The organism is Streptomyces sp. A0958 (assembly GCF_004795035.1).
GTDB lineage: Bacteria > Actinomycetota > Actinomycetes > Streptomycetales > Streptomycetaceae > Streptomyces.
This window is the reverse complement of sequence record NZ_SSBK01000023.1, coordinates 54,406-70,998: the sequence shown is the minus strand read 5'-3', so window position 1 is coordinate 70,998 and position 16,593 is coordinate 54,406. Positions and strand designations below refer to the sequence as shown.

The 16,593-nt window shown below is 71.7% G+C and carries 10 protein-coding genes, 1 pseudogene and 1 riboswitch; of the genes and pseudogenes, 7 read left to right on the top strand and 4 right to left on the bottom strand.

What is annotated here, in order from left to right; all coding sequences use genetic code 11:
* Nucleotides 1-387: 387 nt before the first annotated feature.
* Nucleotides 388-780, top strand: a complete 393-nt coding sequence (locus tag E6P78_RS22065) for a hypothetical protein (RefSeq protein ID WP_136205365.1) — start codon at nucleotides 388-390, stop codon at nucleotides 778-780.
* 5 nt (nucleotides 781-785) lie between these two features.
* Nucleotides 786-1,568 (top strand): annotated as a pseudogene (locus E6P78_RS22060) (helix-turn-helix transcriptional regulator); the annotation flags it as partial.
* A 5-nt stretch (nucleotides 1,569-1,573) separates the two neighbouring features.
* On the opposite strand, the gene E6P78_RS22055 reads toward E6P78_RS22060, so the two are convergent.
* Nucleotides 1,574-2,968, bottom strand: coding sequence for a chitinase (locus tag E6P78_RS22055; RefSeq protein WP_136205364.1), 1,395 nt, complete (start codon nucleotides 2,966-2,968; stop codon nucleotides 1,574-1,576).
* Nucleotides 2,969-2,982: 14 nt separating this feature from the next.
* On the bottom strand, nucleotides 2,983-5,121 hold the full coding sequence (locus E6P78_RS22050; protein WP_136205392.1) for an RICIN domain-containing protein: 2,139 nt from the start codon (nucleotides 5,119-5,121) through the stop codon (nucleotides 2,983-2,985).
* Nucleotides 5,122-5,787: 666 nt separating this feature from the next.
* Here E6P78_RS22050 and E6P78_RS22045 point away from each other — a divergent pair.
* Together E6P78_RS22045 and E6P78_RS22040 are read left to right on the top strand one after the other, a co-directional pair.
* Nucleotides 5,788-7,620: a choice-of-anchor A family protein gene (locus E6P78_RS22045; RefSeq protein WP_240799315.1), complete on the top strand. Its 1,833-nt coding sequence runs from the start codon at nucleotides 5,788-5,790 to the stop codon at nucleotides 7,618-7,620.
* 97 nt (nucleotides 7,621-7,717) lie between these two features.
* Nucleotides 7,718-8,410: a L,D-transpeptidase gene (locus tag E6P78_RS22040; protein WP_136205362.1), complete on the top strand. Its 693-nt coding sequence runs from the start codon at nucleotides 7,718-7,720 to the stop codon at nucleotides 8,408-8,410.
* 10 nt (nucleotides 8,411-8,420) lie between these two features.
* On the opposite strand, the gene cobN is transcribed toward E6P78_RS22040, so the two are convergent.
* Nucleotides 8,421-12,023, bottom strand: a complete 3,603-nt coding sequence (cobN, locus tag E6P78_RS22035; protein WP_136205361.1) for a cobaltochelatase subunit CobN — start codon at nucleotides 12,021-12,023, stop codon at nucleotides 8,421-8,423.
* A gap of 90 nt (nucleotides 12,024-12,113) precedes the next feature.
* Nucleotides 12,114-12,190, bottom strand: a riboswitch (cobalamin riboswitch).
* Nucleotides 12,191-12,294: 104 nt separating this feature from the next.
* Here cobN and cobG point away from each other — a divergent pair.
* The 3 genes from cobG (at nucleotide 12,295) to E6P78_RS22020 (ending at nucleotide 15,848) form a co-directional block, all read left to right on the top strand.
* Entirely contained in the window at nucleotides 12,295-13,617 is a 1,323-nt protein-coding gene (cobG, locus tag E6P78_RS22030; RefSeq protein WP_206307878.1) for a precorrin-3B synthase, read from the top strand.
* Nucleotides 13,618-13,710: 93 nt separating this feature from the next.
* Nucleotides 13,711-14,337, top strand: a complete 627-nt coding sequence (locus E6P78_RS22025) for a precorrin-8X methylmutase (RefSeq protein WP_136205359.1) — start codon at nucleotides 13,711-13,713, stop codon at nucleotides 14,335-14,337.
* Complete coding sequence (locus E6P78_RS22020; RefSeq protein WP_136205358.1) at nucleotides 14,334-15,848, top strand: precorrin-2 C(20)-methyltransferase; 1,515 nt, start codon at nucleotides 14,334-14,336, stop codon at nucleotides 15,846-15,848. The genes E6P78_RS22025 and E6P78_RS22020 overlap by 4 nt, the downstream gene beginning before the upstream one ends.
* Here E6P78_RS22020 and E6P78_RS22015 read toward each other — a convergent pair.
* Nucleotides 15,827-16,591: a cobalt-precorrin-6A reductase gene (locus E6P78_RS22015; RefSeq protein WP_136205357.1), complete on the bottom strand. Its 765-nt coding sequence runs from the start codon at nucleotides 16,589-16,591 to the stop codon at nucleotides 15,827-15,829. The two genes, E6P78_RS22020 and E6P78_RS22015, sit on opposite strands and share 22 nt — an antisense overlap.
* Between the last annotated feature and the right edge of the window lie 2 nt (nucleotides 16,592-16,593).

Below are 16,593 nucleotides of genomic sequence, written 5' to 3'. Positions count from 1 at the left end.
CAGTCCCCTGCGGCAAGGGGGTCGTCCGCTCCACGGTGCTCACATCAAAATGGCCCGCATGTAGCCCAGAGAACGCGGTCGTGGGCTGCAGTAGCCCCTGGGACTTTGCTGGGACTTTCGACCGCACCAACGTGTACGCGCAGGAGACACCTGAAAGATGATTAATGCAGGTCAACGTTCTGCCGCCGCGTATCGTCGCAGGCCATAGAACTGCGTGGTGTCTTCCGGGACATCTGAGACGCGGAGACCGCCGCGCTCAGTCCGGCCTGCTGTTCAGCGGGGCAGAAGGTGGCGCGGCGGTCGGCCCAGACCGTGCGCTCGGTGGGTACGCAGTCGGCGCTGTGAGCCTTTCGGCTACTGCCGCTCTCCGGCCGTCATAATGAAGTCATGGCCACCGACCCACAGCACCCTGCTTCGGCACCGAGCGGGCCCCAGGGCGCGGTCGCCGAGGATCTCGCACTGTACCGGGAGAAGTTCCGGCGGCGACTACCCGAGTCGTTGGACGAGCTGCACGGCCCAGCCCAGGGCGTCGTGCAGCTGCCGTTGCACGTGGCCTGGTCGGGAATGACCTTGTACGACCTGAGCAAGCCTCGCCAGCGAATGGGCCTGTACCGCACGGTCCTTCACGAGGGCTTGCGCGACGATCTCCCCGAGTACCTCAACCGGTATCTACTGCTCCAGATGTGGCCGGTGCTCCGCACCCTCGTCGGTCGCACTGTGCGCGCCGTGTGGGAAGACGCCTTCCCCCAGCTTGCGGCCCGCATCCGGACAGCCGCATGACGGACATGCCAGAGCTCCACCGGCGGCTCCTGGCGGATGGCGCGCGGGCGGCGGACAAGGCGGGCCAGGGCGTGGTCACCGCGTTCGGGCAGAGCTTGAAGACGTTGCGGCTGCGGGCGGGCATGGAGCGGGAGGAGTTGGGTCGACGGCTGGGGTACTCGGCGTCGAGCATCGCCTCGTTCGAGCAGGGGCGCAGGATTCCTCCGCCGCGCGCGATCGACCGCGCGGATGACGAGTTGGACGCGGACGGTCTGCTGACCGTGTGAAAGGAGCAGGTGGAGAGGGCGCAGTACCCGGTCTTCTTCCAGGGCATGGCCCAGTTGGAGAAGCAGGCGATCGAGCTGCTGTGCTGCGACACCCTGGCCGTCAACGGCCTTCTGCAGACAGAGGAGTACACGCGGGCAGTACTCGCCATGTGACGCCCCGCTCTCGATACGGAGATCATCGAGCAGCGCGTGACTGCCCGACTGATCCGGCAGGCGATCTTCGACCGCCGTCCCGCGCCGCTCCTGAGCTTCGTCATGTGCGAGTCGGTACGGCGCCGCCGGTTCGGCGGCAACGACGTACTGCGGGGCCAACTGGAGCATCTCCTGCTGATCGGTCAGCGGAGGAACGTAGAGCTCCAGATCATGCCCCTCGACTCCGAGGAAAACTCGGGCGTGGACGGTCCGTTCACTGTCGTCACACGCGAGGACGGCAAGAAGTTCCTGTACGTAGAGGCTCAGGGCACGAGTTCGCTGGAGACCGATCCGAAGCAGGTGGCTCTCGCCGCCGCGCGCTATGGGATCACCGTTCACAGGCTCTCCAGCGTCCAGGCCTGGTTGGCCGCGCCGCCGCAGGTCCAGATCTGGAGCTGGTTGCCGTCCGTCGTGCTCCAGTCCGTGACGTCGAGGCACTTGCCGGAGCCCGTGTTGATCAGGCTGCCGTTCGCGCCGGTCGTCCACGCCTGGGCACCGGAGCCGTTGCAGTCGTAGAGCTGGACCTTCGTGCCGTTGGCCGTGCCGGCCGCCGCGACGTCGAGGCACTTGCCGAGGGCGCGGAAGGTGTTACCGGTGCGGGTCCACCGCTGGGCGCTGGTGCCGTTGCAGGTGTAGAGGTCGACCTTCGTACCGTTGGCGCTGTTGGCGCCGGCCACGTCGACGCACTTGTCGTCGTAGCCCCGGATGGCGGTCGTGCCGGACGGCGGGTCGACCGGGCCGCCGCCGCCTGTGATCGCCTTGAAGGTGTTGGTGAACTGCCAGGTGCTCTGCGGGGTGCCGCTGGAGCCCTGGTTGTCGCGGCCGAGTGACCAGAAGGTCAGCTCCTGAATGCCCTTGCTCGCGGCGAAGGCTTCCAGTTCCTGGGCGTCCTGGGTGGTGAAGACCTCGGCGGCCGTGTCGTTGACGCCGATCATCGGGCAGTTGCCTTCCATCGCCCACAGCTCGGCGGAGGACTTGTCGGTCCAGATCTGGCCGAGCTGGGTGTGCAGGCCGTTCGCCGCGCTGATCGCGGCCTGGCCCATGTCCATGGCGGGGCCGTAGTCCATGGTCATGATGTTGACCAGGTTGACGTCGAGGTTGTGGCTCTTGGCGTTCTTCAGCAGCGCGATGCCGTTGGACTCCAGGCCGTTCGGGCTGACCGGGAGCGTGTAGTCGACGTCGAGCTTCCGGCCCTGCGCCCTGTACTCCTGCTGGAGGTTGGCCAGAGCCTGGTTTCGGCGGTCGTTGGCGGCGGTGTTGTTGAGTGTGCTGCCTTCGATGTCCAGGTCGATGCGGGTCAGGTTGAGCTGGTCGATGACCTTCTTGTACTGGGCCTGCATCGCGGACACCGAGCTACAGGAGGCCAGTTCGGAGCCGCTTGCGCCGCCGAAGGAGGCGATGACGTCGCCGCCGACCGCGCGCAGGCTGTTGATGGCGTTGTTCCAGCCCGCGTCGGTGACCGGGGTGTCGCCGTTGATCGTGGCGTTGCAGGTGCCCTGGCTGACGATGAAGGCGAGCGTGTAGTACTTGTTGCCCGTGGCGTTGTACGCGTTCATCAAGGTGGACGGGCTGTTCCACATCTCCGCGTACGGGGCCGCGTAGTGGGCGGGGAAGCCGGGGCCGGGGTTGGCGGCGGCGGAGGCGGGGGCGGCCGTGGCGACCAGGGTGGCGGCGGCCAGGGGCAGGACGCCGAGCACGGCGGCGAGCCATCTGCTGCTGGATCTGGGCATGAGCGTTCCTCCGTCTACGGGTAGGTGGTGAGGTACGCGACGCTGTTGCTGGGCGTGACCGTCGCCCCGGTGTTGTTGATGATGTGGTTGATGGTCCCCGCGCCCCCGAGGACCACGGTCACCATGTCGTGGAACTTGACGCCGGAGGTCTGCGGCGCCTCGAAGGAGTGGTCCTCGACCACCGCGGGGTTGACGTTGAAGTAGGCGTAGCTGCCCAGCCCCCACGCCTCGTGGCTGGTGACGGAGGCACCGACCTTGTAGGCGGGGTAACCGTTGGTGTTCCCGTTCTTCCAGGCGCTCTGGTTGGGCGGGTCGTAGGGCAGTTCGTTCTGGAAGAAGTACGTGCGGCCGCCGTTGCCGTTCCAGATGACCTGGGTCTTCTGGAAGTGCTCCACGAACAGGCCGTACGCGGTCACGTTCTGGCCGTTGACGACGAGTCCGGTGTCGGCCGTGTTCGTGTTCCACCCGACCGTGCCGCCGTTGCCGTGGTCGGCGCGCCAGATCCAGGTGTGGTCGATGATCGTGTTGCTGGTGTTGACGACCAGGGACTGGGTGGCCTTGCCGACGGTGGCGCCGCCGATACGGAAGAACACGTCGTTGAGCGTCGTCGGGTTGGCCGCGTGGCTCGCCGACGAGCCGTCCGGCCCGATCCGCATCAGGGTCTGGGAGTTGGTCGTACCGGCGTCGACCAGGACGCCGGCGATCTTGACGCCGTCCACGTCGGCGGTGGTCAGCGCGGTGATGCCGTTGTCGGGGATGAGGGTGGCCAGGCCCATGCCGAGCACCACGGTGTCGGGGCGGGTGACGTTGAGCGTCTGGTTGAGGTGGTAGACGCCGGGGGTGATCAGCAGGTTCTTGCCGGCGGCCAGGGCGGCGTTCATGTCCGCCGCGCTCGCTCCGGGCTTGGCGATGTAGAACTGGTCGAGCGGCAGCGAGCTGCCGGCCTGGGTCTTGCCGCTCCAGGTGGTCGCCGACGCGTTGGCCTGCGCGGCGGGGACGAACACCTTCCAGGCGCCCGCGTCGTCGACGTAGAGGAAGGGCTTCTCACGGTTGACCGGCGCGGCGGAGACGGTGGTGTAGGTCGGGAAGGACTGGGCGGGGGCGCCTGAGTCGCCGACGAAGACCATGTTCCAGTTGGAGCCGGACCAGGAACCCATCTGCGTGTTCTTGGTGAGGAACTGCTGCTGGCTGCCGGACTGGATCTGGCCGTCGATCTTCGAGTCGGAGATGAAGCCGCCGCTGGACCAGCCGCCGTCGTCCAGCTTGAGGTTGCCGCGCACGTGCATCCGCCGGTACGGGGCGGCCTGTGAGACCGCCCAGCGGTCGCTGCCGCCGTTGGGGGTGACGGACAGGTTCTCCGCGTCGCGCCAGAAGTTCTGGGTGGCGTTGCCCTGGAACCAGTCGGCCTCGGCGTGCACCGCCCCGTTGATGTTCACCGCGTCCGGCGACAGGCCCAGGCCGGCGACCTGGGTGTAGAAGCCGACGTTGACGTCGGCGCTGTACGTACCGGGCTTGAACAGGACGGCGTAGCGCTGGGAGCCGAACTGGTTGGACTGCTGCTGGTTGAAGATGCTGTTCAGCTTGGACTGGATGGACGAGGCCGACATGGAGGGGTCGAAGACCACCGTGTTCGGGCCGAGGTCGGGGTCGTTGCCCGAGGGCGGCGTCGTGGGGTCGGTGGGGGCGCCGGAGCCCGAGTAGTTCCACTTCTGGTTGCCGGTGCCGGCGCAGTCCCAGATCTGCAGGCGTGCGCCGTCGGCGTTGCTGTTGTCCTTGATGTCCAGGCACTTGTCGGCAGCGGTGTTGACCAGGTCACCGGCTGCGGTCAGCCGCCACTTCTGGGTGGCGACGGTGCCGTAGCAGGTCCACAGGTGCACGGCCGTGCCGTTGGCGGTGCCGCCCGCGACCAGGTCCAGGCACTTGCCCTTGGCGGTCAGCGAACCGTCGCTGTTCAGCGTCCAGCTCTGGTTCTGGCTGCCGGGGTAGCACGTCCACATCTGGGCGGGCGTTCCGTCGGCGGTCGAACCGTCGGTCACGTCCAGGCACTTGCCGTTGCCGGTGCTGGTGAGGGCGCCCGGGGTGGCGGCGCCGGCGGTTGCGGTGTCCAGGGCGACCAGTGCCCCGGCGGCGGCCAGGGTCGCGGTCAGGGCCATGGCCAAGGGGGCGGTCCGGCGTCTGCGACGCTGTCGTGAGTGAGGCATGGGGGGCCTTCCTGAAGAGGGAGCGGGCGGCTGACCTGTTCTGCACGGAACGGACGCGGCGTCGTGCGGTGCTCACTGCATGTTTTTGCTGCGGTGTTCGCTGCGGTCTTCGCTGCTGGTTCTGCTGCTGGTTTTGCTGCGGATTCGTTGCGGTCTTTACGGCAGGTGCATGACAGTTTTTCGTTACTGCCTTTTTTCAAGCCGTGAAGTTATGGCCGTCGCCGTCCACCCGTCAACCCCTCCGCCTCAAGTGGGTTACGGCCGTTCACGTATGCGCTGGTCGGAAGCCGGGTGACCGGCCGAACTCGGTTCGGGGCTTCACCTCTTGTAGGCGGGCGCGAGCGAATCCGAGGTGAGGCGCTTCCCGTACGCTCCCCGAAACCCCAGGTCAGCGAGGGGAGATGAGGTGCCGGAGGGGTGGCCGCGCCTTCTGCCAGGAAAGTTTCCTGTCAGAGACCTTGACGCGATGTCGTGTACACGCACAGACTCCGATCAGCTCGGCCATGGGGCACGGGGGCCGTCCGTCCGGGTGGCGCCGTCCGCTGGAAGGCCCAACGGCACGTGTCGTCCGGCGGGGCGTACGCGGCGGCTGGCCAGGATGCCGCTATGAGACCACCCATGCCCAGGCGCTTCGCCGCGCTGCGTTCACGCGCCCGTGCCGCCGGTGCGGCCTGCGCCGTCCTGGCGACCGTCGTTCCCGCCTTCACCCTCGGTCTCGGCGCGGCGCCGGCCGCCGCCGCGACCCTGCCCGGCGGCCTGGGTCCGTGTGTGCCGGGAGACTGTCCCGAACCGTTCCCGGGCATCAACAACGGGGACTTCGCGGGCCGGGACAACGGGATCAACATCTTCGTGGGCGACGACTTCCTCGTTCGGGGCCGGGCGGCGGAGGCCGAGGGCCGGGTCGTGGTGCTGGACGACTTCGACCAGAACAAGGACCCGGAGGCGGGCGGTTCGTACAACCTCGGGATCGTCGGGGTCGGGTCGCGGGTGCCTCCGCCCGACGGTGAGGACTTCCTGACGACCGGCGGGGACGTGACGATCGCCCCCGGGCAGACCCTCGACACGACCGGCGGCGTCCTCGGCGAGCAGGGCGTCGTGCGCTACGCGGGTACGCAGAGCGGCACCGTCTCCGGGACGCTCGTCCACGACACGGGGGCCATGGCGCCCTACGCGGGACTGCGCGATGAGCTCACGGCGGCCAGCCAGTGCTACGCGCGCCCCGGCGGAACGCTCCGGACCTCGACGGGGACCGCGGTCAACCAGGGCACGCAGACGCTCTTCACCGGTGACGGGACGTCCGCGTTGCAGGTCTTCGACGTCGACTTCGACATGGCCACGGCCTCCGGCGGCCAGCAGGGGGTCGTCTTCGAGAACATCCCCGACGACGCGACGATCCTGGTGAACGTCATCGGGGCGGACCGCACGATCAACACGTACAGCGGTGGCATCGACGACGCGACCGATCCGCTGAACGCCTACCGCGAGCGCCTTCTGTGGAACTTCCCGGACGCCACGAGCGTGGATCTGGTGGGGACAGGTCAGTTCCAGGGCAGCTTCCTGATGGGCGAGCAGTCCTCGATGACCACCGTGACCCTTCCTGGGGTGAACGGCAGGTTCTTCACCACCGGCTCGGTGACGCACACCAGCTCCGCGACCGGGGGCGGCGGTCAGGAGTTCCACGCCTACCCGTTCAACGGGGACCTCCCGGACTGCGGCGGGCCGCAGCCCGTCACGGGTGAGGTCCGGGTCCTCAAGTCGGACGCGGACACCGGCGACCCGCTCGCCGGAGCCGGCTTCGAACTCTGGCGCGAGACCAACGGCATCGACGGCCTCCAGACCACCGGCACCGACCCCGACACCCTCGTCACCACCTGCACCACCCCCACCAACGGCATCTGCGCCGAAACCACCACCCCCGGCACCTACTACTGGCGCGAGACCGAAGCACCCGACGGCTACGACCTCCCCGACCCCGCCGTCTTCGGGCCCCTCACCCTCACCGAGGACAACGCGGAGACCGGCGTCCAGACCGAAGCCGTCAACAGCAGGGAGCCGGTGCCGCCGGTGACCGGTTCGCTGACCCTGGACAAGACCGACGCGAAGAACGGGCGGCCACTGGCCGGGGCCGTCTTCGAGCTGTGGCGCGAGAGCAACGACGTGCCGGGGCTGCAGACGACCGGGACGAACCCCGACACCCTCTCCGACGCCGGATGCTCCACCGACAGCGCGGGACAGTGCACCTTCGACGATCTGCCGCTCGGTGAGTACTACCTGCGCGAGATCGCCGTCCCGGAGGGCTACGTCCTGCCGGCGAACCCCGTCTCCGGGCCGTTCGAGGTGACGGAGGCCAACAGCTCGGAGGGCGTCACGGTCGAGCTGGCCAACGAGCGCGGCGAGCCGTGCAAGGGCAAGGACTGCAAGGACGACACGCACGAGTCCGCACACGCCTGATCCGGTCACCCGCCCGGCTGCTCATCGATGGGCGGCCGGGCGGGTGCGCTGATTGGCTGGCAGCACTTCGGTTCCCGATCCGCCAGGAGGTCCGGCAGTGCGTACCCCCAGCCTCACCGGTGCCGTGGTCGCCGCAGCGGCCACGGCGCTGCTGTGCACCGCGGCGCCCTCGGCCGCCGCCCCGGTGCGCGACACCGCGTGCACCGCACCGGCCGGCCCGTACCAGCGACAGCTGGAGCAGCACCTCGGCCTGCCCGTGGACGGCCGCCAGTCCGACGCCGACTGCCGGGCCATCCGGGCCTTCCAGAGCGCACACGACCGGCCGCACGCCGACGGGTTCGCGGACCTCGGCACGTACCGCACCGTGCTCGTGGTCGAGGCGACGCCCGACCCGAACGCCGCCGGCCGCTGCCCGGTCGAGTCCTCCCGGGTGACCTGCGTGGACATGGACCGCCAGCTGCTGTGGGTGCAGCAGGGGAAGAAGGTCGTCTTCGGGCCCGTGCCCGTGCGCACCGGCCGCGACGCGCAGGAGACGCGGCCCGGCCGGCACACCATCTACTGGCGGGACCGCGACCACGTCTCCACGATCTACGACAACGCCCCCATGCCCTACTCCCAGTTCTTCGACGGCGGGCAGGCGCTGCACGGGCACCCCGGCGACCTGTACGACGGCGGGGGCTCCGCAGGCTGCGTCAACCTCACCGTGGACGACGCGGCGAAGCTGTGGGACCTGCTCGCCCTGGACGACGTCGTCTACGTATGGGGAGTCAAGCCCGGCACCGGCGACTGAGGCCGGCGGGTCAGTCCTCGCCCTCCAGGTTGCCTTCCGTCTCCAGGAACACCTGGCGCAGTGCTTCGAGCACCGCCGGGTCGGGCTTGGCCCACATGCCGCGGGACTCGGCCTCCAGCAGGCGTTCCGCGATGCCGTGGAGGGCCCAGGGGTTGGCCTGTTCGAGGAAGGCGCGGTTGGTGGGGTCCAGGACGTAGGCCTCGGTGAGCTTGTCGTACATCCAGTCCGCGACCACGCCCGTCGTGGCGTCGTAGCCGAAGAGGTAGTCGACGGTGGCGGCGAGTTCGAAGGCGCCCTTGTAGCCGTGGCGGCGCATCGCCTCGATCCACTTGGGGTTGACGACGCGGGCGCGGAAGACCCGGGAGGTCTCCTCGGTCAGGGTGCGGGTGCGGACGGTCTCGGGGCGGGTCGAGTCCCCGATGTACGCCTCCGGGGCGCTGCCCTTGAGCGCGCGGACCGTGGCGACCATGCCGCCGTGGTACTGGAAGTAGTCGTCGGAGTCCGCGATGTCGTGCTCGCGGGTGTCGGTGTTCTTCGCCGCGACCGCGATGCGCTTGTACGCCGTCTCCATCTCCTCCCGGGCCGGGCAGCCGTCGAGGTCGCGGCCGTAGGCGTAGCCGCCCCACGTCGTGTAGACCTCGGCGAGGTCGGCGTCGGTGCGCCAGTCGCGGGAGTCGATGAGCTGGAGGAGCCCGGCGCCGTACGTGCCGGGGCGGGAACCGAAGATACGGGTGGTGGCGCGGCGCTCGTCGCCGTGTTCGGCCAGGTCGGCCTGGGTGTGGGCGCGTACGTGGTTGAGCTCGGCGGGCTCGTCCAGCGAGGCGGCCAGGCGGACCGCGTCGTCCAGGAGGCCGACGGTGTGCGGGAAGGCGTCGCGGAAGAAGCCGCTGATGCGCAGGGTGACGTCGATGCGCGGGCGGCCCAGCTCCTCGGCGGGGATGGCCTCCAGGCCGGTGACGCGGCGGGAGGCGTCGTCCCAGACGGGGCGGACGCCGAGCAGGGCGAACGCCTCGGCGACGTCGTCGCCGGCGGTGCGCATCGCGCTCGTACCCCACAGGGACAGGCCGACGGAGACGGGCCAGTCGCCGTTGTCGGTGCGGTAGCGCTCCAGGAGGGAGTCGGCCAGGGCCTGGCCGGTCTCCCAGGCGAGGCGGGAGGGCACTGCCTTGGGGTCGACGGAGTAGAAGTTGCGGCCGGTCGGCAGGACGTTGACCAGGCCTCGCAGCGGGGAGCCGGAGGGCCCTGCGGGGACGAAGCCGCCGTTCAGCGCGTGGACGCAGTGGTCGAGTTCGTCCGTGGTGCCGGCCAGGCGGGGCACGACCTCGCGGGCGGCGAAGGTGAGGATGTCGGCGACCGCATCGGGGTGTCCGGCGGCCACCTCCGCGACGGCGTCCTCGGCCCAGTCGGCGTCCTCCATCGCCTGGACCAGGGCGCGGGCCCGCTCCTCGATGTCGTCGGCGGCGGTGCGGGTGGCGGCGGACTCGTCCAGGCCCAGGGCCTCGCGCAGGCCGGGCAGGGAGGCGGTGCCGCCCCAGATCTGACGGGCCCGCAGGATCGCGAGGACCAGGTTGACGCGGGCGGGTCCGGCGGGGGCGCCGCCCAGGACGTGCAGGCCGTCGCGGATCTGGACGTCCTTGATCTCGCAGAGCCAGCCGTCGAGATGCATGATGAACTCGTCGAAGCCCTCGTCCTCGGGGCGTCCTTCGATGCCCAGGTCGTGGTCGAGCTTCGCGGCCTGGATCAGGGTCCAGATCTGGGCGCGGATCGCCGGCAGCTTCGCCGGGTCCATCGCGGCGATCTGGGCGTGCTCGTCCAGGAGCTGTTCCAGGCGGGCGATGTCGCCGTAGCTGTCGGCGCGGGCCATCGGCGGCACCAGGTGGTCCACGAGCGTGGCGTGCACCCGGCGCTTGGCCTGGGTGCCCTCCCCCGGGTCGTTGACGAGGAACGGGTAGACGAGCGGGAGGTCGCCGAGCGCCGCGTCGGGGCCGCAGGCGGCGGACAGGCCGGCGTTCTTGCCGGGCAGCCACTCCAGGTTGCCGTGCTTGCCGAGGTGGATCATCGCGTCGGCGCCGAAGCCGTTGTCCTCGGCCCGGGCGGCGATCCAGCGGTAGGCGGCCAGGTAGTGGTGCGAGGGCGGCAGGTCGGGGTCGTGGTAGATCGCGATCGGGTTCTCGCCGAAGCCGCGCGGCGGCTGGATGAGGACGAGCAGGTTGCCCCGGCGCAGGGCGGCCAGGACGATGTCGCCCTCCGGGTTGCGCGAGCGGTCCACGAACATCTCGCCGGGGGCCGGGCCCCAGTGCTCCTCGACGGCTTCGCGGAGTTCGGCCGGGAGCGTGGCGTACCAGCGGCGGTAGTCGGCGGCCGGGATGCGGACCGGGTTGCGGGCCAGCTGCTCCTCGGTGAGCCATTCCTGGTCGTGGCCGCCCGCCTCGATCAGGGCGTAGATCAGCTCGTCGCCGTCGCCGGAGGCCAGGCCGGGGACCTCCTCGTCACCGAAGTCGTAGCCCTCGGCGCGCAGCCGGCGCAGCAGGGCGACCGCGCTGGCGGGGGTGTCGAGTCCGACGGCGTTGCCGATCCGGGAGTGCTTGGTCGGGTACGCGGACAGGACGAGCGCGAGGCGCTTGTCGGCGTTCGGGATGTGGCGCAGCCGTGCGTGGCGGACGGCGATCCCGGCGACGCGGGCGGCGCGCTCGTCGTCGGCGACGTAGGCGGGCAGGCCGTCCTCGTCGATCTCCTTGAAGGAGAACGGGACGGTGATCAGGCGCCCGTCGAACTCGGGGACGGCGATCTGGCTCGCGGCGTCCAGCGGTGAGACGCCCTCGTCGTTGCCCTCCCAGTCGCTGTGGGAGCTGGTGAGGCAGAGCGCCTGGAGGATCGGCACGTCGAGGCCGGTGAGCGCGCCCGCGTCCCAGGACTCGTCGTCGCCGCCGGCCGACGCCTCGGCGGGCCGGGTGCCGCCCGCCGCGAGGACGGTGGTCACGATCGCGTCGGCGTCCCGCAGGGCGTCGATGAGTTCGGGTTCGGGGCTGCGCAGCGAGGCGACGTACAGCGGCAGGGCGCGGGCGCCCTCGGCCTCCACGGCCCGGCACAGGGTCTCGATGAACGCGGTGTTGCCGCTCATGTGGTGGGCGCGGTAGTAGAGCACCGCGACGGTGGGGGCGCCGTCCTCGGTCGCCCGGGGCGTGCGCTCCAGCGGGCCCCAGGAGGGTGCGGCGGCGGGGGGTTCGAAGCCGTGGCCGGTGAGCAGGACGGTGTCGGAGAGGAACCGGGCGAGCTGTTCGAGGTTGGCGGGGCCGCCGTGGGCGAGGTAGGCGTGGGCCTCGGCGGCGATCCCGATGGGGACGGTGGAGGCGGCCATCAGCTGGGCGTCGGGGGCCTGTTCCCCGGTGAGGACCACGACGGGGCGGCCGGTGGCGAGGACTTGGTCGAGGCCGTCCTGCCAGGCGCGGACACCGCCGAGGAGGCGTACGACGACGAGGTCGGCGCCGTCCAGCAGTCCGGGCAGGTCCTGCAGCGGGAGCCGGGAGGGGTTCGCGTACCGGTAGCTGACCGGTCCGTCGGAGGCGCGGGCGCTGAGCAGGTCGGTGTCGGACGTCGACAGGAGCAGGATCATGCGGCGTCTGGCCTTCCTCGGGGTGTCCACGCCCCGGGCGGTGTCGAGAGCTCCCCTGCCCGGCGAGCGTGCCGAGTGGTGCGGGGAAGGGAGTTCCTGACTCGCTCGGCCGGGTGGGACCAAGCTCACAGTGGCGGGACCGCGCCGGAATCGCACCGGGCTTCCTCCCCTGTCGCCGTCTGTGGCGACGACGGACCGGATGGTCCGCTGGTAGGGATAGTAAGGGCTTGGGGCCGACGATGGGTCATACGGATCGGATGAGATGGTCGGTATGCTCGCCGCCATGCCGCCCCCAGCCACCCTGCCCGCACAGCCCGGAGACGCCGTTTCCCGGGCCCGTGGCGACGCCTGCCCCGGTGCGCTGCGGCTTCACCGGGCGGACGACGGGGCTCTGGCGCGGGTCCGGGTGCCCGGTGGTGTGCTGAGCGCGGGCCAGGCGGACGGGCTGCGCGAGTTGGCCGGCCGGCTGGGCGATGGTGAGGTGCATCTCACTTCGCGCGGCAATGTGCAGCTGCGCGGCCTGGGCGAGGAGTGCGGGGGTGAACTGGCCTCCCGGACGAGCGAAATGGGGCTTTTGCCCTCCGAACGGCATGAGCGGGTCCGCAATGTGGTGGCCTCCCCGCTGTCCGGGCTCGACGGACGCGGCGAGCGGGAGGTGCGCCCGTGGCTGTCCGCGCTGGACGCCCTGGTGTGCGCGAGCGAGGAGGCGGCCGGTCTGTCGGGCCGGTTCCTGTTCGCGCTGGACGACGGACGCGGCGATGTGGACGCGCTGGGCGCCGATGTGACGCTGCGGGCGCGGGGCGACGGGGACGCGGATCTGCGGATCGGGGCCCTGGAGTCCGTCGCCCGGGTACCGGCGGACGAGGCGCCCCGGGCGGCCCTCCTCGCCGCGGAGGTGTTCCTGGAGGCGGCGGCCGGTTCCGGCGCGTGGCGGGTGACGGATCTGCCCGGGGGTGCCGGGCCGTTGTCCGATGCGGTGGTACGGCGGTTGCTTGCGGCCGGGCTGCCCGTCGCCCGCGAGGTCGTACCGGTGGCGGAGGGGGCTCCCCCGGCTCTCGGCGTGGTGACCGGCCCCGGGGACACGGACGCGCTGTCGGTCGGGCTGCCGCTCGGGCGGGCCGGCGCGGCGCAGTGGCGGACGCTGACGGACCTCGCCCGGCGGTACGGCAGCGGCGAACTGCGGCTGACCCCGTGGCGCGGAGTCGTCGTCCCCGGCGTCGAGCGGGGGCGGGCCGCCGAACTGCTCGACGTGCTGGACGCCGCCGGGCTCGTCACCGGACCCCGCTCGCCGTGGACCGGGGTGGGCGCGTGCATCGGGCGGCCCGGCTGCGCGAAGTCCCTGGCCGATGTACGGGGCGACGCGGCGGCGACCGTGGGGGCCGGGGCGGCCGTGGGAACGCTTCCGGTCCACTGGTCGGGGTGCGAGCGGCGGTGCGGCCGTCCCCGGGGTGCGTGGGTCGATGTCGTCGCCGGCCCGGACGGCTACCGGGTCTCCGTCGTACGGGACGGCCGGCGCGACGCGCCCCCCTGCGTCACCGACGACCCGTCCGTACTCGCCACCGCCGTGGCGACGGCCCGCGCCACCGGCACCTGACAGGTCCCTCCCCCGCCCGCCCCCAGCCCAACTCGACTGCTTTCTGCCCGATTTCAGCCCGTTTCCCCGCCCGATGAAGAGAGCGACAGCACTGTGCACCAGTACGAGAAGGACGGACCGGCCATCTATCGCCAGTCCTTCGCCACCATCCGGGCGGAGGCGGATCTCACCGGCCTGCCCGCGGACGTGAGCCAGGTCGCGGTCCGGATGATCCACGCCTGCGGGATGGTCGACCTCGTACGCGACATCGCCTTCACGCCGGACGCGGTCTCCCGTGCCCGCGCGGCTCTGCGGGCGGGCGCCCCCATCCTGTGCGACGTCGCCATGGTCGCCAGCGGTGTCACCCGCAAGCGGCTGCCCGCGGACAACGAGGTGGTGTGCACCCTGTCCGACCCGGCGGTGCCCGGCCTCGCGGCCGAGCTGGGCACGACCCGCTCGGCGGCCGCCCTGGAGCTGTGGCGCGACCGTCTTGAGGGTGCGGTCGTCGCCGTGGGCAACGCGCCGACCGCGCTGTTCCGGCTCCTCGAAATGATCGAGGAGGGGGCCCCGCGCCCCGCCGCCGTCATCGGTGTGCCGGTCGGCTTCGTCGGCGCCGCCGAGTCCAAGGACGCCCTGGCCGCGCACCCGTCGGGGCTCGACCACCTGATCGTGCGCGGCCGGCGCGGCGGAAGCGCCATCGCGGCCGCCGCCCTCAACGCGATCGCCAGCGAGGAAGAATGAGCGTGAGCGAGCAGCAGACGGGACGGCTCTACGGGGTCGGGCTCGGCCCCGGCGACCCGAACCTGATGACCCTGCGGGCGGTGGAGATCATCGCCGAGGCGGACGTCGTCGCCTACCACAGCGCCCGGCACGGGCGGTCCATCGCCCGGTCCATCGCGGCGAAGCACCTGCGCGCCGACCATATCGAGGAGGCCCTGGTCTATCCCGTCACGACGGAGACCACGGACCACCCGGGCGGCTACCGGGGCGCGATGGAGGACTTCTACACCGAGGCGGCGGCCCGGCTCGCGGTGCACCTCGACGCCGGCCGCACGGTCGCCGTACTGGCCGAGGGCGACCCGCTCTTCTACGGCTCGTACATGCACATGCACAAGCGGCTGGCCGACCGCTACCCCACCGAGGTGATCCCCGGGGTCACCTCCGTCAGCGCCGCCGCCGCCCGGCTCGGCACCCCGCTCGCCGAGGGCGAGGAGGTCCTGACGATCCTGCCCGGCACCCTGCCGGAGGAGGAGCTGACCGCCCGGCTGGCCGCCACCGACGCCGCCGTGGTCATGAAGCTGGGCCGTACGTTCCCCGCCGTCCGCCGCGCGTTCGAGGCGTCCGGCCGGCTGCCCGAGGCCCGCTACGTCGAGCGCGCCACGATGGCCGGGGAGCGGCTGGGCGAGCTGGCGGAGACCGACGCCGGTTCGGTGCCGTACTTCGCGGTCGCCGTCCTGCCGAGCCGGATCGACGCCCGCCCCGAACGCACCCCGGGCGGCGGCGAGGTGGCGGTCGTCGGTACGGGTCCGGCGGGCCCGCTGTGGCTGACGCCCGAGACGCGCGGGGCGCTGGCCGCCGCCGACGACCTGGTCGGCTACACCACGTACCTGGACCGGGTGCCGGTCCGGCCGGGCCAGATACGGCACGGCTCCGACAACAAGGTCGAGTCGGAGCGGGCCGAGTTCGCGCTCGACCTGGCCCGGCGCGGGCGGCGGGTGGCCGTGGTGTCCGGCGGCGACCCGGGCGTGTTCGCGATGGCGACGGCCGTGCTGGAGGTGGCGTCCCAGGAGGAGTACGCGGACGTGCCGGTGCGGGTGCTTCCGGGGGTGACGGCCGCCAACGCGGCCGCGGCCCGGGCGGGCGCGCCGCTGGGCCACGACTACGCGACGATCTCGCTCTCCGACCGGCTCAAGCCCTGGGAGGTCATCGCGGAGCGGCTGCGGGCCGCCGCCTCGGCGGACCTGGTGCTCGCGCTGTACAACCCCGGTTCCCGCAGCAGGACCTGGCAGGTCGGCAAGGCCCGCGACCTGCTCCTCGAACACCGCTCGCCGGACACGCCCGTGGTCCTCGGGCGGGACGTCGGCGGGCCGGCCGAGAGCGTACGGACCGTGCGCCTGGCCGATCTCGACCCGGCCGAGGTCGACATGCGCACGATCCTGATCGTCGGCTCCTCGCAGACCCGGTGGGAGCGGCGGGGCGAAGGGCGGCACATCGTGTGGACGCCGCGCCGCTATCCGCCGGACACGCCCTGACCCGGCTGCTCCCGCAGCCAGGCCACGGCCTCCTCCGGGCTGCCGGCCACCGCGCCCCCCTCGGGGGCCGGTGGCCGGCGGACCACGACGACGGGGATGCGCGCCTCGCGGGCGGCGGTCAGTTTGGGGGCGGTGGCGGCGCCGCCGCTGTCCTTGGTGACGAGGACGTCGACGCGGTGGCGGCGGATCAGCTCGCGCTCCCCTTCCAGGGTGAAGGGGCCCCGGTCGAGCAGGGTCTCCATCCGCGCCGGGTACGGGGGTTCCGGCGCGTCCACGGACCGCATGAGGAACCACAGCTCGTCCAGGTCCGCGAAGGCGGCGAGGCCCATGCGTCCCGTGGTGAGGAACACGCGCCGCCCCAGCTCCGGCAGCGCCCGCGCCGCCTCGGCCAGGGAGCCGACCGGGTGCCAGTCGTCGCCGTCGCCGGGCACCCAGCCGGGCCGGCGCAGCATGAGCAGGGGAACATGGGCGGCGGCGGCCGCGGTGGCCGCGTGGAAAGAGATCGTCCCGGCGAAAGGGTGAGTGGCGTCGATGAGCGCGTGGACCTGGTGCGAGCGGAGCCATTCCGCGAGCCCGCCGGCTCCGCCGAAGCCGCCGACGCGGACCTCGCCCGGCGGAAGCTTCGGCCGGGCCACCCGCCCGGCGAGGGAGCTGGTGACCCTGCTCCCGGCGGGCAGCTCCGCCTCCAGCAGCTCGGCGAGACGGCGGGCCTCCGTCGTCCCGCCCAGAATCAGTACGTGCATCG